This is a genomic window from Sabulicella flocculans (assembly GCF_045449635.1).
Taxonomy (GTDB): Bacteria; Pseudomonadota; Alphaproteobacteria; order Acetobacterales; family Acetobacteraceae; genus Roseococcus.
Window position 1 is genome coordinate 1 of record NZ_JBJJBR010000002.1, and the last position, 22,784, is coordinate 22,784.

Below are 22,784 nucleotides of genomic sequence, written 5' to 3' on the forward strand. Positions count from 1 at the left end.
GACGCGCCGCGGCGCGCCGCAGCCCTCCCCAACCACGCTCACTGGAGGCAGCCATGGCCGCCCGCATCGACGACCTGATGGTCCTCGGCCAGAACATCTCCAAGACCGACCTGGCGAAGTACCTGCGTGACCGCGAGGCAGTACTGCCGCGCGACTTCGGCGGCCTCGGCGACGGTGCCGCCAACGACCGCGCCGCCATCCAGGCCGCCTTCGACCGGGCCGCGGCAGACGGAAAGTTCGCCGTCATCCCGCCCGGCACCTGGAACGTCGATGCCGGCGTCACGCTCGGCGGCGGCGCCCGCGGGCTGATCATGCAGGGCGTGATCCAGTACACCGGTGCGGCCAACGCCCCGGCCACCGTGCTGACGCTGGGCGACGGCGGCACCACGCGCAACGGCGAGAAGCTCTACCTCAACCTCCAGGTCACGCGGCAGCTCCAGTCGGACTGGGCGAGCGAGGCCGACATCGGCATCCTCGCCCGCAACCTCGACTCCTCGCTCCTCGACCTGCGCCTGGTCTCGGGCTTCACGATCGGGCTGCGCACGCTGGGCGACGGGCGCGGCTTCGAGGACACCACCCTGATCCTCGGGCGCATCCTGAACAACCGCTACGGGCTCGACGCGCACTGCGCCACCGCCACCGCCTGGAACACCTCGATCCGCTACTACGGCGGCCACTTCGCCTGCGCGACCGGGATCAATCCCGCGATGGACCGCTTCGGGATCCGGCTCAGCCAGGCGCCGGGGGCCTACACCAACCACAACCGGCACGTCTTCGACGGGCCGAACTTCGAGCTGCGCCAGCTTGATCCGAACGTCGCCATCCCGTTCCTCAACGAGACCAACGGCTCGGCGATCATCGGCCGGGCGCTGCGCATGGAGGCCTGCTCGCCGATCGTCGCCCGCCACACCGGGGCGGCGCAGGACTGCGAGTACGAGGTGGCCTGGGCCAACACCTACCGGGTCGGCATCGAGCACACGGCGACGGCCACCCGCTGCGGCAACGCGGTCCTCAACCGCCACCGTGCCCCGGCCTCGCGCCACCTCCGCCTGCTGGGTGGGGTGCCGAACCTGCGCGCCGCCGCCTTCCGGCACAGCACCGCCGAGATCGGCGTCGAGGGGTTGGCGGCGATCGCCACCTCGACCACCAGCGCGACCACCCTGGCCGGGCTGTCCTTCAACGGGCTGGACGGCATCACGCCGACCGCCCGCGGCCTGCTGCTTGACGCGCAGAAGGGCTTCGCCTTCGTGGTGGACTGCTCCCGGGCGAAGGAATTCTCCCTGGCGCACTGGCTGGTCGGCGGCGCCGACGGCGGGCGGCTGTTCGTGCGCTGCTTCGACGCGGCGATGAACGTCCGAGAGAACCTCGCCGGCGACGTGCTGGCCTCGCTGACCACCATGCTGTGGAACACCCCCTCCAAGGCTTGGACCGGCGGCGCCACCATGGCCGATTCCTCGCTCAACCGCCGCATGACCGTGCGGCTCGGGCCCGGCGTGGCCTTCGCGCAGATCGGCGTCGTCGGCCTGGACGGGGCGATCGAGCTCGAGGCGCTGCGGCTCTACGGCCTGCCGGAGGACGCGCCGGCGCTGCTCTGCGGCACGCCCGCATTACCGGTGGGTCAGCGGGAGCTCGCGGCCGAGGTCGCCTGGGACCTGCCCTCGCTGGCCCCGGGCGCGACCAGCCTGCTCGACGTCACCGTCACCGGCGGCCGGCAGGGTGACCTGGCCCACGCGGCGCTGGCCGCCTCCACCCGCTTCGTCGAGCTCGACGCGACGGCCTGGAGCAACAACACGGTCCGGGTGATGGCGCGCAACATCTCGCCCACCGCCACCTTCGACCTGGGCGCCGCGACGCTGTCGGTCGCGGTGGCGAAGCGGCGGGTGCCGTAGGGTCAAGGCCGAACAGGGTGCGCCGCCGAGCTGCGGAAAAGGTAGAGGGGACGCCACCGCGGCCCGGTGCGCGTCCCCTCTCTCCGCGCCCACCGCAGCGCGCCGGGCCTCGGCCGGCCCTATGCCGGCCGGCCTGGTGGGCTCCGGGCGGGTTCGCCGCCATCCCCACCACCGCCGTCGATCCGCCCCGCAGTGCGGCGTCTCCGGCGGTCCCCGCGCTTTCGAGTCGCCGAACACGCTTGGCCATGATCCGCATCATGCTTCGCCGCCCCGCCGTAACGCGCTCCGCGTGGATCCAAACTCTCCAGATGGGCTCTCAGAATCCCTTGATAGGGTCAGTCAGCTGATCCCTCTGACTTTTTGGCTTCTTGGTTTTTGGAGCCGATTTGCCGGCCCTAGACCTAGATCTGGTCGCGACGTCCGCTCGCTGCCTGTCTTCGGGACCACGAGAGGAGGCAGCTTCTGCTGAGCTCTCTGCCTCCGGACTTACCGGGCAAGGGGGGAGAGGATAGCCAAGTAGATCGGGCGCTGAGGAAGATCGGCGGCGGCGCGCGGCGTTGAGCGGGGCTTCGTCCTCTTGCAGTGGCTCGGTGACAGCATCGCTGGGAACGAAGGTCGAAGCTTCGGCTGAGACAAAGACCGAAGTCACGACGCCAGCGCCGGCAGACTGTTCGCTCGTGGCCTCTGGCAGCATCGGGCGCTCCAGGGGAGGCGTCGCTCCCTCGATCGGTGTCGGAGGATGCGGATTGATGGTCGGAACGACGTCCGCACAATCGTCCTGATCCGGTACCCGGGCCGCGTCGTCGCCTGCCGAGGTGGGCACCGCAGTCGGCGCAACGGCGCAGGTCGCGCATCGAACCTTCAGCGCGCGGATCAGTTCGCTCGGCACTCGCTCGCCGAGGGACTGGACGAGGAACCCCGCCGCGCCAGCGTCGAGCCCCTCCAGAATGCGGATGTCGTCGAGTAGGCTCGGGAGGTCGAGAGCGGCGCCCTCCCGCTTAATGACATAGCGCTCGTGTTGTTTCAGCGACGCCATCGCAAGGAGATCCGACGGTCGGTCTCCCTCGGCAGCCAAGGTGGCAACAAAAGCGCGCAACCGTGGCGCTCGGGCGAGGAAGGGCTGATCGACATCGAAATCCCGCCGCAGGGCGTCTGCCTCGTCCTTGACGTCTGCCGGCAGGATCGGTGCTACGCCGGTCCTCACCTTCTCCGCATTGAGTACGCAGGCCCAGCCGAAGAACATGCTGTCGCGGGCCCGGACGATGTCATTGGGCACGATGCACCGTTCTCGGTCAGCGAGCCGATCCGTAGCCTGACCGAAGCGGTCGCACGGCGGCACGCCGAGCAGCGCCAGCAGCGCCTCACCTTTGGCCCGGCGGTCTGCTGCCTCCACAGCCGCTGCCCAACCGGCCCATCCCGCGGCAAGTGGAGTGAGGTCGATGAAGACGCCGGCCGCCTCGGCATCGGGGCGGTGGACGGCCAAGGCCGTGTCGCTGAATGAATGGAACGAGCGCACCGTCTCAAGATTCAAGCGCTGTCCGAGGTCGATCCCGCCCTCCCGCATCCGATCGAGCACCTCCGGCTCGAGCATCGCTAGGACAAAGCTTGTGGCGGAGGTCCCTAGGTCTGGCGCGCCCAACATGAGGTTGGCGACCACCTCGGCCGGATCAGCCCGATCCGGCCGCCATCGGACGATCCGCGCCTCGGCGAGGCGAATGGCGCCGGTTCCGATTAGCCGGACCCATTCAAGATAGCTGAGCGCGACGGCTTCCTGGCGCATCAAAACAGCGCATCCTCTTCTTCGGCCGACGTCTCGCGGTGCTCGCTGAAGGCCACGGCGTCCCGCGGTAGCCCCTCAACGAAGGGATGCGCTCGGCTTCCGGAGTAAGTCATGACTAGTCGCTCGCGCGAGCGGGTCATGGCGACGAAAAAAAGCGTCCGGTCAAGGTCGGGTGCTTCCAGCAAGGCGCGGGGCGGAACGATCTGCATAGTGGAGACGAGTCCGGGCATATGAACGACGTCGAAGTCGAGCCCCTTCGAGCTGTGGTAGGTCATGACGAAGACGAGCGGACGTCCATCGGCGTCCGACAGCTCGCCTATCCCGTTGCCGAAGTATCGTATCGGCATACGGTGAGCCTCAAAATGGGCGTTCAATTCCCGGTAGTCTACGACCCTGCCGTCCTTCACCTTGATCGCGGGGCCCGTCGCGGCGATTCCCAGATCTTCGGCCAACTCGCGGCAGAAATCGAATATAGCGCGATGGTTGGGCAGGAGGATGGCTGAAGGGTACTTCGGTCGCGCGAGCGCGAGGGCCTCGTCATAGGTCCAACGTACCTCACGCCTTGGACTGTCAAACCGCTTCACCGCAGCGGTGACGTCGCGCAGCTTGCGGACGTCGTTCTCCGCGAGACGGGTGCTGGGAAGGACTGTCCTGACGGCCCGGACGATGAACTTGGTGATCCGGAAGAGCTCGAGCAGGCGACCCTTCTCGAACCGGATCACCTCGTCGATGGCGGCCTCGGTGTTCATGACCTCGTAGATGCGCTGCTCGCAGTCGCCAGCGACCACGAGGTGGGTGCAGCGCCGCCGCATCGCCTCAAGGTCTACGCGCTTAACGTCTTGGATTTCGTCGAGCAGTATGACGTCAGCGCGTCCCTGCTGGGAATGAAGGAAGTTGAGGTGGGTCGAAACCTCCGCGTGGACGCCCGACCCCCTAACCGCCTGCCGGATCATCCCTGCCAACGCGTGAGTGTACGTCAGGAACACAACACGCAAGCCCGGTTGCTCGGCCTTCAGACGCCGAGCGATATGCGCGAGCACGATAGTCTTGCCCGAGCCTGCGCCACCTTGCACCCAGAAAGCGGCGCCGTCCGGCGTTGCACGGATCCGGTCCACGGCCAGCTCGACCAGCTTTAGCTGCAACTGGCTCAGGTCGCTCGCCACCTTGAACCAGGACATGTCAGCCGTCCCGCCCGAGAAGACGACCGCTGCTCCGGCCCTGCGCCAGGTTCTCCTCATGGAAGACCGCGTCGCGCGTCGCCACCTCCCTCTCGCGACGCTCGATCTCGGCCGTCGCCCGGCTGGCAACCGCAGCTTGACCCGTGTCGCGGGCTGCGTCGCGCAGCCGCCGCAACTCGCTCAGGTCCGTGTCCGGCGAGCGGATCTCGGGCTCGAGCGCCGCGACGATGCCTTCACGCAACTGTCTCGCCTCGGCCGGACTGCGACCCTCGATCATTTTTGCAAGGATCGCAGCGGACGAAGTGTAGCCGGGGTCACGGTCGAGCGCCTCCCGCAGAAGCCGTTCCTTTGCCGCCGCGTCCCGTTCTCCACAGGCGAGGTTGTGCGCGGTCAGCGCTGTCGGCCTGCGCCGGTGAGCGATGGCCGCCCATTCGTGGCTCGCCCGATCGCGACCGGCCATCGAGTAGTGATAACAGATGCTGGTCGCGTGGTCGCTGCCCGGCGTGATCCGCTCCAGCGCCACCAAAAGATCGGCCGCCAACTCGTGCTCCCCCGCCTTGGCAGCTGCCCGGCTGTAGGCTTGGACCACGCCCGCTTCGGGTCGACCGTTGTTGCGAAGCATCGACTCATTGAATCGCTGCCGCTCGCGCAGCATGGCCAACTCGGCCGGCGAGGTGGCCGAATTTGAGAGCGGGTTCATGATCTCCGCCCGCGCCGTTCTCCCCGCCACAGTCACTGTTACATCAAGCAGCTTCTCTTTGCTCAGCCGCCCGGTGACAATAACAGCATCCCCGCGTGCGAAACCGCTGGAGCCGACCGGCTTGACCGACACGATCCCAACCAGTTTTTCGCGGCCACCCGAACAGATCGGCACGTCGAGCTGCCGCTGGCCGTCGTCGGGGATTGACAGTTCGATCACGAAGGGAGCTTCGGTTGGTACCGGCGTCGAGGCTGGAATCAGGGTTTCAACTGAACCGCCGCGTGCCACCACCGAGATCGCCTCGGAGGTGATCGGGGCGATGAAGTCGAAACCGAAGCCGTGCAGGCCCAGGCTATGGATGGCCGCACCTTGCGACACGAGGGCGCGAAGGTTTCGAGGCACCACCTCGCGCACCTCAGGTGGGAATAGGTCCATCACCGCCGCACGAACCAGCGGGTTCTGGGCGCTCCCACCGATGAACAGCACCGCATCCACTTCGCCCGGATCGAGTGAGGCTTTGTCAAGGACGTCGTGAACTGGACCTACTAGGTGTCGGCTAGCGTCCGCACCGCTCCGCGGCCCGCAGAACGGACCCAAGATGTCGAGGAACTGATGCAGCGACAGCGCCGGGGTCTCGATGCCCACCACAGCCCCGCGCAGCTTGAAGGGGGGCACGGCCTGTGTCTCGAACACCAAGTCAGGTAGTCGCCGGGCCGCGTCTAGACGCCCAACGTTCTTGTCGGCCATCATCTTTGAGATCGCCACTTTGAGCTTCTCTGCCGCTGGGGCGAGGGCAGGGACGACCTTTTCCTCGATGTCGAGGGCCGTGAGCTCGACCACCGATCCGTCCGCCTGTTGCAGCTGGCCGAGAAGGATCCGCCGCGCGATCTCGCGGTCGATGTCATCGCCGCCCAGAGCGGTGAATTTGGAGATCGCCCGATTGCGGGACGTCACCCTATTGGCCGAGATCGAGAAGTCGAGAAGCGATACGTCACACGTCCCGGCCCCCAAGTCGTAGACCAGAACGCTGATCTGGCCGGCCTTAGCGCGGACAAGCAGGTCCTCGCCGTCGGGCGAACGGGCGACCTCATGGACGTAGCTGAGGAACGCCGCGTTGGGCTCATCGATGAGACAGCTCTCGTCCACCTCGATCCCGCAACCGCGGATGGCGGCCATTAGGTCGCGACGCTGATTGGCCTGGAAGGCCGCGGGCACCGAGAATGCGAAACGGGCTCCCCGCGTAAGTCCAAATTCTGCGAGCTCGTCATGTACCGCGCGCATCAGCAGCTTGAAGAACTCGCGCGCCGCGTCGGCTGGCCGCTCGATAGTAATACCGGGCACGCGACCGGCTGGCAGGGCCGTGGCCCCGAACTCGGGTCCGAGATCGAGGCCCAGGCCCATCTTGAACGACGAAAAGGTGTTGCGGCCTTCGGTTAGGCGGGACCGAAGGTTGTAGGCGTCCCGACCGAAGAGAAGTGTGTCATTGCGGAACGCCAGAACCGTATTGACGATCTCGTCGCGCACTACCCCGCCATGCAGGCTCGGCTGTGAAAGAGTCAGCGGCCGAACAGCGATCGATCGATCTGGATCGTCGCGAACGACGAGGCTTGCGACGGTCGTGGAGGTACCAAAATCGACTCCGACGAAAGCAATTCCTTCGAGAGAGCCCAAGCGCTGTGCAAGGCCTCGTTCAGGCCGAACCAGCCAAGTTCCTCCTTCAACATCATGGGATGTGCCCATAGGTAGATATCGCTCACTGGCTTTGCTACTGCCAGCGTGCACTGATTATGAGTTCGAATCCACTCCCTTCGGTGGTGAGGATGGTCAGTGGCAGCTGTTCCGCACCCGGTTTCCTGGACACGCGTTAGCACGATGCCGCGCGGCCGAGGGTGGCGTCCAGCCATTTTGCTAGCGCGTCAGTTGGGCTGAGGTAGCCGTTCTTCTCGATCAACCAGTCTGCGGAGCAGCGGCCGGCGCCGGCACCGACGACGCCCGCTCTACAGGCAGCGACGGTTCGAATCCTGGTGCACTCCCTCCGCCAGAAGCCCAGCTCCACCGCGCACTTCCCCCTTCACCAACGCCCGTACCCCGGGCTGACCGCCCGCCCGGTTCCCCCCGGCCGCCGCTTCGCGCATCATCGCCGCCACCGCATCGGGAGCCGGCATGGCGGAGGACCTGCGCATCTGCGTCACCGGCCTGTCGCGCGCCGGCAAGACCGCCTTCATCACCGCCCTGGCCGATGCCCTGCGCCACGCCCAGCGCGCGCCGCAGAACTTCCCCGCCTGGCCCGCCGTGGCCGAGGGGCGCTGGCGCGGCGCCAAGGTGCGCCCGCCCGGCGGCGCGCTGTCGGCGCTGGAGGCCTTCCCCTTCGAGGCCAATCGCCGCGCCCTGACCGCCACCCCGCCCGCCTGGCCCCAGGGCACGGAAGCGGTGCGCGCGCTGACCCTGGAATGCAGCGTGGTGCCGCAGCCCGGCGTGCTGGGCGACGCCTGGCGCTGGACCAGCCGCCAGCTCGGCCGCCCGGTCGGCGAAGCGGCGGCGCAGCTCACCATCACCCTGGTGGACTACCCCGGCGAATGGGCGCTGGACCTGCCGCTGCGCGAGATGGACTTCGCCGCCTGGTCCGCCGCCACCCTGGCCCGCATCGCCCAGCCGCCCCGCGCCGCCATCGCCGGCCCGTTCACCGAGGCGCTGGCGGCGCTGGACCCCTTCGCCCCGCATGACGAGCGCCTGGCCCGCCGCGCCCAGCGCGCCTTCCTCGCGCTGCTGGAGCGCTGCCGGGACGAGCTGCGCCTGTCCTTCCTGCAGCCCGGCCTGTTCCTGCGCCCGGAGAAGATCGGCGGGCGCGAGGCGCTGCTGGCCAACGACGCCTTCCTGTTCACGCCGCTGCGCCTGCCCCCCGGCGCTACCGCGCGCGACGCCCCCCGCGGCAGCAACTGGCACGCCTTTGCCGGCCGCTTCGATGCCTACCGCCGCGACCAAGTGGAGGCCTTCTTCGCCAGCCTGCGCGGCCCCGGCGAGACGCGGCAGGTGGTGCTGTTCGACCTGCTCTCCGCGCTGGCCGCCGGCCCGGCCGCCTACGAGGACGCGCGCGAGGCGCTGGGCGCCATCGCCGGGGCCATGCGGCCGCGGCTGGGCCTGCTGGCGCGGCTGTTCGGCGGCTCGCTGCGCGTGCTGCACGCCGCCACCAAGGCCGACCTGCTGCCCGCCCCGCACCGCGAGCGCCTGCGCCGCCACGTGGAGGCCATCGTGGCCGAGCTCGGCGCCCCCGACCGGCAGGTGAGCGAGACCATCGCCCTGGCCGCCATCGCCGCCACCCGCTCGGGCACCGACGCCCAGGGGCGCCCGGTGGTGTCCGGCACCCTGCGCGACCCCGCCACCGGCGAGGTGCAGGAGGGGCGCAGCTTCCGCTTCCCGCCGCCGCCGGCCGGCATGCCCACCGAGGCCGACTGGGAGGCCTGGGCCGCGGCCGGCGTCATCGGCTTTCGCCTGCCCGAGTTCATCCCCGACCCGCGCGACCTGAAGGGACGGCCCGACATGCCCCACCTGAACCTCGACGCCGCCATCGCCTGGCTGCTCCACGGCCATGCCTGAGCGCGAGGTGTTCCGCCCGGAAATCGGCCCCGCCACCACGCCGCCGCCCGCCGCCGCGGCGCCGGTGGTGCACGCGCCGGAACTCGGCGCCGGCCCGTTCACCCCCGACGCGCCGCCACCCCTGCCGCCGCCGCCCGCAACGCCCCGGCGCCGCCTGTGGCCGCTGGCCCTTGCCGGCCTGGCGCTGCTGGCGGGCGCCGTGGTGCTGGACAGCCTGCTGGCCCTGGCGGCGGAGCGCCCGCTGCTGGCGGCGCTGGGGTGGGCCGGGCTGGCGCTGCTGCTGCTGGCGCTGCTGGCCACGGGCTGGCGCGAATGGGCGGCGCTGCGCGCGCTGGAGTCGGTGGCCGCGCTGCACCGCATTGCCCCAGGCGCGCCGCCGGAGGATGCGCTGCGCCGCCTGTCCGCCCTGGGCGAGCGCCTGGCCGACCGCGGCATCGCCCCGGCGGCGGCGGTGCGCTCCTGGGCCGCGGCGGCGCGTGAGGCGCCCACGGCGGTGGCGCTGGAGGCCAGCTTCGGCCGCGCCGTGCTGGCCGGCGCCGACGCGCGGGCGCTGGCCGCCGTGGCGCGGGCCTCGCGCGAGGCCGGGGTGGCGGTGATGGTCAGCCCCTCGCCGGCGGGCGACCTGGCGCTGTTCACCTGGCGCGCCCTGCGCATGCTGCGCGAGGTCGCCCTGGCCTACGGCCTGCGCCCGGGCCGGGCGGCGGAACTGCGCCTGCTGCGCCGCGCCCTCGCCGAAGGCGCGCTGATGGCCGGCGCCGACCTGGCGACCGACGCCGTGGCCAGCGCCGGCGGGCAATGGGCGTCGCTGGCCGCCGGGCGGGCCGGCGAGGCGCTGCTGGGTGCCCAGCGCATGGGCCGCCTGGGCCTGCTGGTCATCGCCGCCTGCCGCCCGGTGCCCCACCCGGAAGGCGAGGCGCCCCGGCTGGCCAGCGTGCTAGGGCGGGCGGTGGGGGCAGGGGGCTGAGCGCCGCGCCCGGCCGGCGTCAGCCGTCCGCGCGCACCAGCAGCGTCGGCCGCCTGCGGCGCAGCAGCACGAAGGCGCGCTGGCGGAAGCGCCGGGCTAGGCGGTGGCCCAGCCGCAGCCCGCCGGGCGTGCACACCGTCACCTCCTGCCAGCCATGCATGCCGGACACCCCCACCTCCACCGGCCGGCCGCGCAGGGCGCGCAGCAGCCGGGCATGGGCGGCGGCGTTCCAGGCCGCGGGCATCATCCGGCTCATCGGGTTGTGCGCGGTGATGAGCACGGCAGAGGCGGCGCGGTGCTGCGCCAGCCAGGCGTCGGCGGAGGGCGAGGGCTCGCCGATGCGCGCCGCCACCGGGCCGGCGGCGTAGCGCGACAGGCGGTAGCCGCGATCCATGGCGGAGGGCATGGGCGGTCAGTCCAGTTGCAGCAGTTGCGCCTTCAGGTAGGCGCTTTCGGGCAGGATGGGATGCACCGGGTGGTCCGGCCCCGCCCCGCCCGACCACAGGATGCGCCCGGTCCGCCGGGCGCGGAACACCCCCTCGGCCACCGCGCCCGCGAAGGCGCCGGGCTCGGCGTGGTGGGAGCAAGAGGCGATGAACAGGAAGCCCCCCGGCTCCACCAGCGCGGCCGACAGCCGCGCCAGCCGGACATAGGCGCGCAGGGCGTTGGGGATGTCCTTGCGGGTCTTGGCGAAGGCGGGCGGGTCGCTCACCACCACGCCGAAGCGGCGGCCTTCCGCCCCCAGGCGCTCCAGCACCTCCAGCGCATCGCCGCGCAGGGCCTCCACCCCCGGCAGGCCGTTGGCCGCCGCCGTGGCCAGCGCGAGGTCCAGCGCCGGCTGCGAGCGGTCGAGCAGTGTCACCTGCGCCGCGCCGGCCCGCGCCGCCGCCAGGCCGAAGCCGCCGGTGTGGCAGAAGGCGTCCAGCACCGTCGCGCCGCGAGCCAGGGCAGCGACGCGGGCGCGGTTGTCGCGCTGATCGAAGAACCAGCCGGTCTTCTGCCCGCCCAGCAGGTCCACCTCGAAGGTCAGGCCATTCTCCTCCACCCGCGCCACCGCCTCCGTGCCGTGGGCCAGCCGCGCTTCCTCCGCCAGGCCCTCCAGCCGGCGCACCGGGCTGTCGTTGCGCAGCAGGATGGCGCGGGGCGAGAGCAGGTCGCGCAGCGCCTGCACCACCAGCGGCAGGGCGGCGTCCATGCCGGCGGTGTTGGCCTGCACCGCCAGCACCTCGCCGAAGCGGTCCACCACCAGGCCGGGCAGCCCGTCGGCCTCGGCATGGGCCAGGCGGCAGAAGCGCGCCACGCCCAGGCGCTCGCGCAGGGCCAGGGCGGCGGCCAGGCGCGCGCCGAACCAGGCGGCGTCGGGCGCGCGGTCCAGCCGGCGGTCCAGCAGCCGCGCGGCGATCAGGCTGTGCGGGTTGAAGTGCCAGACGCCGTGGCGCACCCCGTCCTCGCCCTCCAGCCGCACCGGGCCGCCGGGCGGCAGGGCGCGCGCGGCGGCGTCCATGCGCACCTCGTTGGAGAAGACCCAGGGGTGGCCGTGCTTCACGCGCCGGTCATGCCCGGGCAGCAGCCGGAGGAGGGGGAGGGCGGTCATGCCGCCCGTCTAGCGCCTCGCCGCCGCGGGCGGAACGCGCCCGGTGGGCGTCGGGGGCGTGCGCCAGGGGCGCGCATCACGGGCGCGGCGGGGGTTCCGGCCGCAGGGCCAGCGCCACCCCGGCCATGGCGCCCAGCAGGGCGGCGCCCTCGCGCCAGCCCACCGCCTCGCCCAGCACGGCCACGCTGCCCAGCACCCCCACCACCGGCACCAGCAGCGTGCCCATGGAGGCGGTGGTGGCCGGCAGGCGCTGCAAGGCGCCGAACCAGCCCATGTAGGCCAGGCCCAGCGGCACCAGCGCCGTCCAGCCGAGCAGCGCCCAGTCGCGCGCCGGCAGGGCGGCCCAGGCCACCTCCTCGAACAGCAGGGACCACAGCAGCAGCGGCGCCATGCCGATGCCGAGCTGCCAGGCGGCGGCGGCCATGGGGTGCAGCGGCAGCGGCTTGCGCTTGGCGCGCACCGTGGCGAAGGCGAACAGGAAGGCGGCGGCCAGCAGCAGCGCGAAGCCCGGCAGCTTGGCCAGCCCCACCTCCACGCCGCGCCCGGCGAACAGCAGCGTGATGGAGCCCACCGACAGCGCCATGCCCGCCAGCTTGTCCCGGCGCGGGCGCTCGCCCAGCATCACCCAGGACAGCCCCATGGCGATGACCGGCGCCAGCGAGGCGATGATCACCCCCTCGGAGGAGGAGAGCCAGAGCAGCGCCAGGGTGACGAAGCACATCCAGGCGCCGACGTTCAGCAGGGCGTAGAGCACCAGCCGCCCGCGCAAGGCGCGCGGCACCGCCAGCGGCACCCCCAGCAGGCGCGCGGCCAGCATGAAGCCGCCCGCCGCCAGCATCCCGGCATAGGCGCGGGTGGCCATGGGCGGCATCTCGCCCAGCAGCAGCTTGACCACCGGCCAGTTGGAGCCCCACCCCGCCACGCACAGCAGCAGGAACAGCAGCCCGGCGTGGCGCTGCGTCATGCCGGGCCCGCCATGGCGCGCACCGCCGCGGGCGAGTGCCCCGCCGCGCGCAGCGCCCGCAGCGAGGGCGCGCCGTCGCGCTTGGCCAGGCGCCGCCCGTCCGGCCCCGCCAGCAGCCGGTGGTGGGCGTAGCGCGGCTCCGGCCAGCCCAGCAGGGCCTGCAGCAGGCGGTGGATGGCGGTGGCGGGCCGCAGGTCCTCGCCGCGCGTCACGCAGGTCACGCCCTGCGCCGCGTCGTCATGCGCCACGCAGAGGTGGTAGGAGGCCGGGACGTCCTTGCGCGCCAGCACCACGTCGCCGTGCGGGCGGGGGTCGCAGGGCAGGCGGCCCTCGCCGCGCTCTTGGAAGGACAGGGGGCCGGTCGTCGCAACGGAGCGCGCCACGTCCAGCCGCCAGGCATGGGCCGCGCCCTGCGCCAGAAGCGCCGCCGCGTCGGGCCGGCCGCGGCAGGTGCCGGGATACACCAGCCCCGAGGGGCCATGCTGCGCCGAGGCGGCGGCGGCGATGTCGGCGCGGGTGCAGAAGCACGGATACAGCAGGCCGCGCACGCGCAGCGCCTCCAGCGCCGCCGCGTACTCCGCCATGTGGGCGGATTGCACGCGCACCGGGCCGTCGAAGGCCAGCCCCAGCCAGTCCAGGTCCTCGCGCAGCGCCTCGGCGAAGGCGGGGCGGCAGCGCGCGGCGTCGATGTCCTCGATGCGCAGCAGGCAGCGGCGGCCCAGCCGGCGCGCGAACAGCGCGGCATGCGCGTGCCCCAGGTGCAGCCACCCGGTGGGCGAGGGCGCGAAGCGGGTGACCTCCTCCATCGGCCGCCACCTTGCCCGTGACGGGATGATGAAACAATCCATGAACCGCCTTGCGGCGCCGCGGCAGGGGTGGCATGCATCGGGCACATCGTGCGGCGGCCGGCGAATCCGGGGCGCCTTCCAGCCCCCGGGTCCAGGCCACCGCGAAAGCGCGGAGGTGGCCGGTTTGCCCGATGGCAGTCTTGTCCCGCAGATCCACGGCCCCGGCGGCTTCCCCGCCCTGGTGCTGAACGCCGATTTCCGGCCGCTCTCCTACTATCCCTTGTCCGTGTGGGCCTGGCAGGACGCGGTGAAGGCCGTGGTGCTGGACCGCGTGAGCGTGCTGAGCGAGTACGAGACGGAGGTGCGCTCCCCCTCCTTCGCCATGCGCCTGCCTTCCGTCATCGCGCTGCGCGAGTACATCCCGGCGGCGCGGCGCCCGGCCTTCACCCGCTTCAACGTGTTCCTGCGCGACCGCTTCGAATGCCAGTATTGCGGCGACGCCCTGCCGCCGCATGAGCTGACCTTCGACCACGTCATCCCGCGCTCGCGCGGCGGGCGCACCGGGTGGGACAACGTGGTGGCCGCCTGCGGGCCGTGCAACCTGCGCAAGGGCGACAAGCTGCCGCGCGACTGCCACATGCAGCCGCTGACCGCGCCGCGCCAGCCCACCTCCTGGGAGTTGCAGGAGAACGGCCGCGCCTTCCCGCCCAACCACCTGCACGAGAGCTGGCGCGACTACCTGTACTGGGACAGCGAGCTGGAGCAGGGTTGACCACCGCCGCGTTCCGGGGTGATGGCAGCGGGGAGACGAGGAACCCGCCCATGAGCCTGCAAGCCGCCATCGAATCCATCTGGGAGCGCCGCGACACCCTGTCCGCCGCCACGCAGGGCGCCGACCGCGAGGCGATCGAGGGGGCGCTGGCGCTGCTGGATTCCGGCCAGGCCCGCGTGGCCGAGCCCGGCGGCAATGGCGGCTGGGTGGTGAACCAGTGGCTGAAGCAGGCGGTGCTGCTGAGCTTCCGCATCGAGGACAGCCGCATCATGGAAGGCGGCTGGGACAAGGTGCCGCTGAAGTGGGCCGGCTGGGACGAGGCGCGGCACAAGGCGGCCGGCTTCCGCGCGGTGCCGGGCGCGGTGGCGCGCCGCTCGGCCTACATCGCGCCCAACGTCATCCTCATGCCCTCCTTCGTGAACCTCGGCGCCTATGTGGACAGCGGCACCATGGTGGACACCTGGGCCACCGTCGGCTCCTGCGCGCAGATCGGCAGGAACGTGCACCTCTCCGGCGGCGTGGGCATCGGCGGCGTGCTGGAGCCGCTGCAGGCCAACCCGGTGGTGATCGAGGATGACTGCTTCATCGGCGCCCGCTCCGAGGTGGTGGAGGGCGTGATCGTCGAGCGCGGCTCCGTGCTGTCCATGGGCGTGTTCATCTCGGCCACCACCAAGATCGTGGACCGCACCACCGGCGAGACCTTCACGGGCCGCGTGCCGGCCTATTCGGTGGTGGTGCCCGGCTCGCTCCCCGGCAAGCCGCTGCCGGACGGCACGCCCGGCCCTTCGCTTTACTGCGCCGTCATCGTGAAGCGGGTGGACGCGCAGACCCGCGCCAAGACCAGCATCAACGACCTGCTGCGTGACTGATGCGCTCGCCCTCGCGCAGGCGCTGATCCGCTGCCGCTCCGTCACGCCGGCGGATGACGGCGCGCTGGACGTGGTGCAGCGCCACCTGGAAGGGCTGGGCTTCCGCTGCACCCGGCTGCGCTTCAACGAGGTGGACAACCTGCACGCCATCCGGGGGCAGGGGTCGCCGCACCTGATGTATTGCGGCCACACCGACGTGGTGCCGCCCGGCGACCTCGCGCGCTGGACCGACGACCCCTTCGCCGCCACCGTGCGCGACGGCGTGCTGTATGGCCGCGGCGCCTGCGACATGAAGGGCGGCATCGCCGCCTTCCTGGCCGCCATCCCGGCGCAACAGCCCCGCGGCACCCTCTCCCTGCTCATCACCGGCGACGAGGAAGGGCCGAGCGTGGACGGCGTGAAGCGCTGCATGCCCTGGCTGGCCGGGAACGGCCTGCTGCCCGGCATGTGCATCGTCGGCGAGCCGACCAGCCAGGAGCGCCTGGGCGACGTCATCAAGATCGGCCGGCGCGGCTCGCTCAACGCCTTCGTCACCGTCCAGGGCACCCAGGGCCACAGCGCCTATCCGCAGAAGGCCGACAACCCGGTGCACCGGCTGGTGGCGGCGCTGGCGGAACTCACGGCGCGGCCGCTGGACGCCGGCTCGGCGCATTTCGAGCCTTCGACCCTGCAGGTGACCGGGCTGCGGGTGGACAACACGGCCACCAACGTCATCCCCGCCCAGGCGTCGTGCTTCCTCAACATCCGCTTCAACGACCACCACAGCGGCGCGGCGCTGGAGGCGATGCTGCGCGACGTGCTGGCCCGCCACGCCCCCCGCCACGAGCTGCGGGTGGAGGTGAGCGGCGAGAGCTTCGTCACCCAGCCGGGCCCCTTCGTGGAGGCGCTGAGCCAGGCCGTGCAGGCGGAATGCGGCGTCGCCCCGCGGCTGGACACCGGCGGCGGCACCTCCGACGCGCGCTTCATCGCCGCGCACTGCCCGGTGGCGGAGCTGGGCGGGGTGGGGCGCAGCCTGCACCAGGTGGACGAGAACGTGCCGGTGGCGGAACTCCACGCGCTGTCGCGCCTCTACGCCCGGGTCATCGCCGCGTGCCTGGCGGCGTGAGCCTCGCCGAGGGGCTGGCGGCGGCGCTGCTGCTGGCGCGCGGCCGCCCGGAGGGCCTGGCCCTGCTGCCGCCGGCGATGGAAAGCGCCGCCTTCTCCTTCCGCGCCGCGTGGCTCTGCCTGCCCGCCTTCCTGGGGCTGCGGCTGCTGGACTGGTCGGTGGGCACCGCACCCCGCGCCGGCATCCCGGTGGCGCTGGCGGCCGAGGCGGTGGGCTTCGTGGTCGCCTGGGCCGGCTTCGCCCTGGCCTCGCGCGCCATGTGCCTCGTTGCCGGGCGGGGGGCGCGCTGGCCGCGCTTCATCGCCGCCTGGAACTGGACCAACCTGGTGCAGTACGCGGTGCTGGCGCTGGTGGCCGTGCCCTCCATGACCGTGCTGCCCGGCTGGGCGGCGGACCTGCTGGGCATCCTCACCCTGGGCTACGTGCTGTGGCTGGTGTGGTTTGTGGCGCGCGCCGCGCTGGAGGTGCCGGGCGCCACCGCGGTGCTGTTCGTGGTGCTGGACCTGGCGCTGGGCCTGTTCACCCGCGGCTTCACCGCGCGCATCAGCGGGATGTAGGCGGCGCCCAGTCCGGCGCCTGCGCGTATTCCACCGCCATGAAGCACAGCCCCTCCGGCGGGGCGGTCTGCCCGGCCAGGCGGCGGTCGCGCGCGTCCAGCACGCGGCGGGGCCATTCCTCCGCCTCGGCGCCGCGGCCCACCGCGTGCAGCGTGCCGACCAGGTTGCGCACCTGGTGATGGAGGAAGGAGCGCGCGGCGGCCAGCACGTGCACCTCCTCGCCCACCCGCGTCACCTCCAGGCGCGACAGCGTCCGCAGCGCGTCCTTCGCCTGGCAGGAGGCGGCGCGGAAGGCGCTGAAGTCGTGCTTGCCCAGCAGGCCCTGCGCGGCGCGGTGCATCGCCCCGGCGTCCAGCGCCTGCGGCACGTGCCACACCTGCCCGGCCTCCAGCGCCGGCCGCGCCGGGCGGTTGAGGATGCGGTAGCGGTAGTGCCGCATCACCGCCGAGAAGCGCGGCGACCAGCCCGCCGGCGCCAGCGCCGCCGCGCGCACCGAGAGCGGGTGCGGCCGGGTGTGGAAGTCCAGCGCCGCGCGCAGCCGCTCGGGCGGCAGCGCGGCGGCGAGTTCGACCTCCGCCACCTGCCCCTCGGCATGGACGCCGGAATCGGTGCGGCCGGCGGCGGTGACGGTGGGCGGGGCACCGCCGTTCAGCGCCGCCGCCGCCTCCTCCAGCACCTGCTGCACCGTCACCAGGCCGGGCTGGCGCTGCCAGCCGTGGAAGCCCTCGCCCCGGTAGGCGATCAGGAGGGCGTAGCGAGGCATGGGCCGAAGTCGAAGCCGCGGCGCAGCGCGTCGGCGTCCATGGCCGGGCGGCCGGGCCGCTGCAGGCGGGTCAGGCGCAGCGCGCCGGCGCCGCAGGCCACCGTCAGGCCGGGGCCGGGCAGCACGGTGCCGGGCGGCGCCGCGCCCTCGGCCGGCACGGCTTCCAGCACGCGCACCGCCTCGCCGGCATGGAGGAAATGCGCGCCCGGCCAGGGGTTCATGGCGCGCACCCGGCGGTCCAGCGCCGCCGCGTCGGCGCGCCAGTCCAGCAGCCCGTCGGCCTTGGCCAGCTTGGGGGCGTAGGTGACGCCGGCCTCCGGCTGGGGCACCGCGGGGGGCCGGGCCGCCAGCGCCTCCAGCAGCAGGCGCGCGCCCAGGTCGGACAGCTGGTCGTGCAGCCAGGGCGTGGTGGCGCGCGGCGGCAGCGCCACGGCCTCGCGCAGCAGCATCGGGCCGGTGTCCAGCCCTTCCTCCATGCGCATGATGGTCACGCCGCTCTCGGCGTCGCCGTGCAGGATGGCGGCCTGGATGGGCGCGGCGCCGCGCCAGCGCGGCAGCAGCGAGGCGTGGATGTTCCAGCAGCCCAGCGCCGGCGCCTCCAGCATGGCCGGCGGCAGCAGCAGGCCGTAGGCCGCCACCACCGCCACCTCCAGCCCCAGGGCGCGGAAGGCGGCGTGCGCCGCCTCGTCGCGCCTCAGCCGGGCGGGGGTGCGCACCTCAAGCCCCAGCTCCAGCGCGGCGCGGTGGACGGGGCAGGGGGCCTCAAGCTGGCCGCGGCCGGCGGGGCGCGGCGGCTGGCAGTACACGGCGGCGACCTCGTGCCCCGCCGCGTGCAGCGCCCGCAGCGCCGGCACGGCGAAGTCCGGGCTGCCCATGAAGGCCAGGCGCATCAGTCGCGCCCCTTTGCCTTCTGCTCCTTGGCCAGCTTGCGCAGCAGCATGTTGCGCTTCAGCGCCGAGAGGTGGTCCACGAACAGCACGCCGTCCAGGTGGTCCAGCTCGTGCTGGATGCAGGTGGCCAGCAGGCCGTCCGCCCCCATCTCGCGCCGCGTGCCGTCCAGCTCCTGCCAGCGCGCCTTGATGCGCGCCGGGCGCTCCACGTCGGCGTACTGGCCGGGGATGGACAGGCAGCCCTCCTCGCGCAGCGTCCTCTCGGTGCTGTGGGCGACGATCTCGGGGTTCACCAGCACCATCGGCGCGCGGCTTTCCTCGTCCTTGCCCAGGTCCAGCACCACCAGCCGCAGCAGCTCCCCCACCTGCGGCGCGGCGAGGCCGATTCCCGGCGCGGCGTACATCGCCTCCAGCATGCGCGGCGCGAGGCCGCGCACCACCTCGGCGTCGGCCGGCGTCACGGGGCGCGCCTTGCGGCGCAGCAGGGGGTCGGGCACGACGAGGATGGGCAGGAGCGACATGGGCGCTGGGGTTAGCGCCGGCGCCGCGGGCTTGCAACGGCGCGGGGCGCGGGCCAAGTCTCCCGCGGGCGCCGCTGCCTCGCGGGGCGGCGCCCGCGCTTGCCGTCACCCAGGAGGCCGCCATGTCCCGCTCGCCGCTCTTCGGCTCGCCCCTCTTCCTGGGCTTCGACCACCTGGAGCAGATGCTGGACCGCGTCGGCAAGAACGCCGAGGGCTACCCGCCCTACAACATCGAGGCGACGGGCGAGGCCCGGCTGCGCATCACCCTGGCGGTGGCCGGCTTCTCCATGGAGGACCTGGCCATCACGCAGGAGGACAACCAGCTGGTGATCCGCGGCCGCCAGAAGGAGGACGGGGAGGGCCGCGTCTTCCTGCACCGCGGCATCGCGGCGCGGCAGTTCCAGCGCGCCTTCGTGCTGGCCGAGGGCATCGAGGTCGAGGGCGCCTTCCTGGACAACGGCCTGCTGCACATCGAGCTGAAGCGCCCGCTGCCCGAGGTGCGGGTGCGCTCCATCCCCATCGGCGGGCGCGCGGCCGGCAGCGCGCCGCAGCGCCTGCGCCCGGTGGCGCGCGAGGGCGAGGGCGTCTAGCCTCCCGGGAAAGCAACCCCGGAGGAACCCATGCGCCTTGCCCGCCGCGCCGCGCTCGCCACGCTGGCCATCCCCGCCCTCGCCCGCGCGCAGGAATGGCCCAGCGGGCCGGTGCGCTTCATCGTGCCCTTCGCGCCCGGCGGCTCCACCGACGCGGTCGCGCGCCTGGCCGCGCCGGGGCTGCAGCAGCGGCTGGGCGTGCCGGTGGTGGTCGAGAACCGCTCCGGCGCCGCCGGCAGCCTGGGCACCGCCGCGGTGGCCCAGGCGCGCAACGACGGCCAGACCTGGCTGCTGACCTTCGACAGCCACGCCACCCTGCCGGCGCTGCTGCCCAGCCTGCCCTTCAACCTGACGCGCGACCTCGACCCCGTGCTGCTGATCGGCGGCGCGCCCTACGTCATCGCCACGCGGCCGGACAAGCCCTACCGCACGCTGGCGGACGTGGTGGCGGCGGCGCGGGCGCGGCCGGAGGCGATCAACTTCGGCTCCACCGGCAATGGCACGGTGGGGCACCTGGCGATGATCCTGCTGCAGGCGCGCTCGGGCACGCGCATGGCGCACCTGCCCTATCGCGGCGGCGGGCTGGCGGTGAACGACACGGTGGCGGGCCACGTGGAGATGATGATCGGCTCCGCCGCGATGGTGGCGCCGCACATCGCCGGCGGCACGCTGCGCCCCGTGGTGCAGTTCGGGCCGGAGCGCCTACCGGCGCTGCGCGAGGTGCCGACCGCCGCCGAATCCGGCTTCCCCGGTCTGGAGGCCGAGGCGTGGTGGGGCGTCTTCGCCCCCGCCGGCACCCCGGCCGCCGCGCAGGCGCGGATGCGCGCCGCGCTGGCCGAGTCGTTCCGCGAGGAGCGGGTGGCGCGCACCATGACGGAGGCGCAGCAGGCCCGGCTGGTGCTGGGCGACGGCGAGGCCCTGCGCGCCTTCCTGGACCGCGAGGTGGCGAAGTGGGGCGCCGTGGTGCGCGAGCACCGGGTGACGGCGGACTGACGCCGCCGCCCCGGCGTGGCATGGTGCCCCCACCAGCCATGCCGGGATTCGATGGCCAATGGACCTGCGCCAGCTGAACACCTTCCTCCAGGTCGCCGAGCTCGGCTCGCTGTCGCGCGCGGCGGACCGGCTGCGCATCGCCCAGCCGGCGCTGAGCCGGCAGGTGCGGCTGCTGGAGGCCGAGCTGAAGGTGGCGCTGTTCGACCGGCACGGCCGCGGCATGGCGCTGACCCCGGCGGGCGAGAAGCTGCGCGCGCGCGCCGGCGCCATCCTGCGCCAGCTGGAGGAAGCGCGGGCCGACCTGGCGGAGGACGCCGGCACGGTGCGCGGCCGCGTGGTGTTCGGCATGCCGACCACCCTGGTGGACATCCTGGGCACCCGGCTGGTCGAGCGCTTCCTGGCGCTGCACCCGGAGGTGGAGCTGCGCGCCATCCCCGCCTTCAGCGGCTACCTGCTGGAATGGCTGCACGCGGGCGAGGTGGACATCGCCGTGCTCTACGGCAGCGAGGCGCAGGCCTCCACCCGGCTGTCGCCGCTGCTGGTGGAGAGCCTGTGCCTGGTGTCCCCGCCGGAAGGGGCGCCGGCGCCCGACCACGCGGTGCGCTTCGCCGCGCTGACGCAGCGGCGGCTCATCCTGCCCGGCCCGCAGCACGGCCTGCGCCGCCTGCTGGAGCGCGCGGCGCGCCGCGAGGGGGTGAAGCTGGCGGTGGCGGTGGAGGCCGACGCGCTGCAGATGCTCAAGGGCCTGGTGGCGCGCGGGCTGGGCAGCACCGTGCTGCCCCTGGCCGCGGTGCACGAGGATGTGCGCGAGGGGCGGCTGGCTGCCGCGCCCATCGTGGCGCCGGTGCTGTCGCGCCAGCTCGCTGTGGCGCTGCCGATGGGCCGCCCGGCCTCGCGCGCAGTGCGCCGCTTCGAGGAGGTGCTGCGCGCCGAGGTGGCGGCCATGGTGCGCGACGGGCTGTGGGAGGGGCGGCTGCTGGCGGCCGATACAATGCCGGCATAGGTGCATGGCCAGGATTGTGCTTTCCTGCCGGCCCGCGCCGCGCGATGAGGGGCGCGACCCAGACCGCACGGAACGCCCATGGACCACGCCCTGATCGCCGCCGACCCGCATGCCGAGATCCGCGAGGAGGTGCGCAAGCTCTGCGCCCGCTTCCCCGGCGAGTACTGGCGCGAGCTGGACGCCCGGCGCGGCTACCCCACCGAGTTCGTGCGCGCGCTGACCGAGGCCGGCTTCCTGGGCGCGCTGATCCCGGAGGAGTTCGGCGGCTCCGGCCTCGGCCTCTCGGCGGCCGCCGCCATCCTGGAGGAGGTGCAGGCGCAGGGCTGCAACGGCGCCGCCTGCCACGCCCAGATGTACATCATGGGCACCATCCTGCGGCACGGCAGCCCGGAGCAGAAGGCGAAGTACCTGCCCGGCATCGCCAGCGGCGAGCTGCGCCTGCAGGCCTTCGGCGTCACCGAGCCCACCAGCGGCACCGACACCACCGCCCTGCGCACCACCGCGCGGCGCGAGGGCGACAAGTGGATCGTCAACGGCCAGAAGATCTGGACCTCGCGCGCCGAGCATTCCGACCTGATGCTGCTGCTGGCGCGCACCACCCCGCGCGACCAGGTGGCGAAGAAGACCGACGGCCTGTCCACCTTCATCGTGGACATGCGCGCCGTGCTGGGCAAGGGCCTGACCATCCGCCCCATCCGCACCATGATGAACCACAATTCCTGCGAGGTGTTCTTCGACAACATGGAGGTCCCGGCGGAGAACCTCGTGGGCGTCGAGGGCAAGGGCTTCCGCTACATCCTGGACGGCATGAACGCCGAGCGCCTGCTGATCGCCGCCGAGTGCATCGGCGACGCCAAGTGGTTCACGCAGAAGTCGGTGGCCTACGCGAAGGAGCGCGTGCTGTTCGGCCGCCCGATCGGCCAGAACCAGGGCGTGCAGTTCCCCATCGCCCGCGCCTACGCCCAGATGCGCGCCGCCGAGGCCATCGTGCAGCGCGGCCTGGAGAAGTTCGACGCGGGCATCCCCTGCGGCGAGGAAGCCAACATGGGCAAGATGCTGGCCGCCGAGGCGAGCTGGGCGGCGGGCGAGGCCTGCGTGCAGACCCATGGCGGCTTCGGCTTCGCCGAGGAATACGACATCGAGCGCAAGTTCCGCGAGACGCGCCTCTACCAGGTGGCGCCGATCAGCACCAACCTTGTCCTTTCCTTCCTGGGCGAGCATGTGCTGGGCATGCCGCGCTCCTACTGAGCCGGCGCACGGGAGGACAGGA

22 protein-coding genes are annotated in these 22,784 nt (G+C 72.8%); 11 read left to right on the forward strand and 11 right to left on the reverse strand.

Going from position 1 to position 22,784, the window contains the following annotated elements; translation table 11 throughout:
• Positions 1-53 precede the first annotated feature (53 nt).
• The gene (locus ACI6QG_RS02795) at positions 54-1,889 is read left to right on the forward strand and encodes a pectate lyase family protein (protein ID WP_149537193.1); all 1,836 of its coding nucleotides are present in this window, start codon (positions 54-56) and stop codon (positions 1,887-1,889) included.
• A gap of 316 nt (positions 1,890-2,205) precedes the next feature.
• Here the strand turns inward: ACI6QG_RS02795 and ACI6QG_RS02800 are convergent, their stop codons facing one another.
• The 4 genes from ACI6QG_RS02800 to ACI6QG_RS02815 are packed head-to-tail and all read right to left on the reverse strand — an operon-like array spanning position 2,206 to position 7,274.
• The gene (locus ACI6QG_RS02800) at positions 2,206-3,669 is read right to left on the reverse strand and encodes a hypothetical protein (protein WP_407023043.1); all 1,464 of its coding nucleotides are present in this window, start codon (positions 3,667-3,669) and stop codon (positions 2,206-2,208) included.
• A complete protein-coding gene (locus ACI6QG_RS02805) occupies positions 3,669-4,847 on the reverse strand; it encodes an AAA family ATPase (RefSeq protein ID WP_187830093.1) in 1,179 nt (392 codons plus the stop codon). The genes ACI6QG_RS02800 and ACI6QG_RS02805 overlap by 1 nt, the downstream gene beginning before the upstream one ends.
• A 1-nt stretch (position 4,848) precedes the next feature.
• A complete protein-coding gene (locus ACI6QG_RS02810; protein ID WP_187830092.1) occupies positions 4,849-7,071 on the reverse strand; it encodes an Hsp70 family protein in 2,223 nt (740 codons plus the stop codon).
• A gap of 32 nt (positions 7,072-7,103) precedes the next feature.
• Entirely contained in the window at positions 7,104-7,274 is a 171-nt protein-coding gene (locus ACI6QG_RS02815; RefSeq protein WP_407023044.1) for a hypothetical protein, read from the reverse strand.
• Positions 7,275-7,710: 436 nt separating this feature from the next.
• Between ACI6QG_RS02815 and ACI6QG_RS02820 the strand changes: the two genes are divergently transcribed.
• Positions 7,711-9,141 carry a YcjX family protein gene (locus ACI6QG_RS02820; RefSeq protein ID WP_407023045.1) on the forward strand — a complete coding sequence of 477 codons (1,431 nt, stop codon included), beginning with the start codon at positions 7,711-7,713 and terminating at the stop codon, positions 9,139-9,141.
• The gene (locus ACI6QG_RS02825; RefSeq protein WP_407023046.1) at positions 9,134-10,105 is read left to right on the forward strand and encodes a YcjF family protein; all 972 of its coding nucleotides are present in this window, start codon (positions 9,134-9,136) and stop codon (positions 10,103-10,105) included. Before ACI6QG_RS02820 ends, ACI6QG_RS02825 begins: the two co-directional genes overlap by 8 nt.
• A 19-nt stretch (positions 10,106-10,124) precedes the next feature.
• Here the strand turns inward: ACI6QG_RS02825 and ACI6QG_RS02830 are convergent, their stop codons facing one another.
• The 4 genes from ACI6QG_RS02830 to gluQRS form a co-directional block, all read right to left on the reverse strand.
• Entirely contained in the window at positions 10,125-10,499 is a 375-nt protein-coding gene (locus ACI6QG_RS02830) for a DUF3293 domain-containing protein (protein ID WP_407023047.1), read from the reverse strand.
• Between the two features lie 18 nt (positions 10,500-10,517).
• The gene (locus ACI6QG_RS02835; RefSeq protein ID WP_407023048.1) at positions 10,518-11,699 is read right to left on the reverse strand and encodes a class I SAM-dependent rRNA methyltransferase; all 1,182 of its coding nucleotides are present in this window, start codon (positions 11,697-11,699) and stop codon (positions 10,518-10,520) included.
• Positions 11,700-11,775: 76 nt separating this feature from the next.
• Positions 11,776-12,663, reverse strand: coding sequence for a DMT family transporter (locus tag ACI6QG_RS02840; RefSeq protein ID WP_407023049.1), 888 nt, complete (start codon positions 12,661-12,663; stop codon positions 11,776-11,778).
• Positions 12,660-13,469 (reverse strand): tRNA glutamyl-Q(34) synthetase GluQRS, encoded by an 810-nt coding sequence (gluQRS, locus tag ACI6QG_RS02845; RefSeq protein ID WP_407023050.1) that lies wholly within the window; start codon positions 13,467-13,469, stop codon positions 12,660-12,662. Before gluQRS ends, ACI6QG_RS02840 begins: the two co-directional genes overlap by 4 nt.
• A 166-nt stretch (positions 13,470-13,635) precedes the next feature.
• Between gluQRS and ACI6QG_RS02850 the strand changes: the two genes are divergently transcribed.
• Genes ACI6QG_RS02850 through ACI6QG_RS02865 form a run of 4 tightly spaced genes read left to right on the forward strand, consistent with a single transcriptional unit; the run spans position 13,636 to position 16,754 of the window.
• Positions 13,636-14,223, forward strand: coding sequence for an HNH endonuclease (locus ACI6QG_RS02850; RefSeq protein ID WP_407023417.1), 588 nt, complete (start codon positions 13,636-13,638; stop codon positions 14,221-14,223).
• A 50-nt stretch (positions 14,224-14,273) separates the two neighbouring features.
• Positions 14,274-15,092, forward strand: coding sequence for a 2,3,4,5-tetrahydropyridine-2,6-dicarboxylate N-succinyltransferase (gene dapD, locus ACI6QG_RS02855; RefSeq protein WP_407023051.1), 819 nt, complete (start codon positions 14,274-14,276; stop codon positions 15,090-15,092).
• Positions 15,085-16,197 carry a succinyl-diaminopimelate desuccinylase gene (gene dapE, locus ACI6QG_RS02860; protein WP_407023052.1) on the forward strand — a complete coding sequence of 371 codons (1,113 nt, stop codon included), beginning with the start codon at positions 15,085-15,087 and terminating at the stop codon, positions 16,195-16,197. The genes dapD and dapE overlap by 8 nt, the downstream gene beginning before the upstream one ends.
• Positions 16,194-16,754: a hypothetical protein gene (locus ACI6QG_RS02865; RefSeq protein WP_407023053.1), complete on the forward strand. Its 561-nt coding sequence runs from the start codon at positions 16,194-16,196 to the stop codon at positions 16,752-16,754. The genes dapE and ACI6QG_RS02865 overlap by 4 nt, the downstream gene beginning before the upstream one ends.
• Here the strand turns inward: ACI6QG_RS02865 and truA are convergent.
• From truA to def, 3 genes are read right to left on the reverse strand one after another with little or no spacing between them, the layout of a single operon-like run.
• Complete coding sequence (gene truA / locus ACI6QG_RS02870; protein ID WP_407023054.1) at positions 16,741-17,517, reverse strand: tRNA pseudouridine(38-40) synthase TruA; 777 nt, start codon at positions 17,515-17,517, stop codon at positions 16,741-16,743. The genes ACI6QG_RS02865 and truA overlap by 14 nt on opposite strands.
• The gene (fmt, locus tag ACI6QG_RS02875) at positions 17,496-18,407 is read right to left on the reverse strand and encodes a methionyl-tRNA formyltransferase (RefSeq protein ID WP_407023055.1); all 912 of its coding nucleotides are present in this window, start codon (positions 18,405-18,407) and stop codon (positions 17,496-17,498) included. The genes truA and fmt overlap by 22 nt, the downstream gene beginning before the upstream one ends.
• On the reverse strand, positions 18,407-18,928 hold the full coding sequence (def, locus tag ACI6QG_RS02880; RefSeq protein WP_407023056.1) for a peptide deformylase: 522 nt from the start codon (positions 18,926-18,928) through the stop codon (positions 18,407-18,409). Before def ends, fmt begins: the two co-directional genes overlap by 1 nt.
• A 122-nt stretch (positions 18,929-19,050) precedes the next feature.
• Between def and ACI6QG_RS02885 the strand changes: the two genes are divergently transcribed.
• The 4 genes from ACI6QG_RS02885 (at position 19,051) to ACI6QG_RS02900 (ending at position 22,762) form a co-directional block, all read left to right on the forward strand.
• Complete coding sequence (locus ACI6QG_RS02885) at positions 19,051-19,518, forward strand: Hsp20 family protein (protein ID WP_407023057.1); 468 nt, start codon at positions 19,051-19,053, stop codon at positions 19,516-19,518.
• A gap of 30 nt (positions 19,519-19,548) precedes the next feature.
• On the forward strand, positions 19,549-20,511 hold the full coding sequence (locus ACI6QG_RS02890) for a tripartite tricarboxylate transporter substrate-binding protein (protein ID WP_407023058.1): 963 nt from the start codon (positions 19,549-19,551) through the stop codon (positions 20,509-20,511).
• Positions 20,512-20,569: 58 nt separating this feature from the next.
• Positions 20,570-21,514 (forward strand): LysR family transcriptional regulator, encoded by a 945-nt coding sequence (locus ACI6QG_RS02895; RefSeq protein WP_407023059.1) that lies wholly within the window; start codon positions 20,570-20,572, stop codon positions 21,512-21,514.
• A gap of 78 nt (positions 21,515-21,592) precedes the next feature.
• A complete protein-coding gene (locus tag ACI6QG_RS02900; RefSeq protein WP_407023060.1) occupies positions 21,593-22,762 on the forward strand; it encodes an acyl-CoA dehydrogenase family protein in 1,170 nt (389 codons plus the stop codon).
• Positions 22,763-22,784 lie beyond the last annotated feature (22 nt).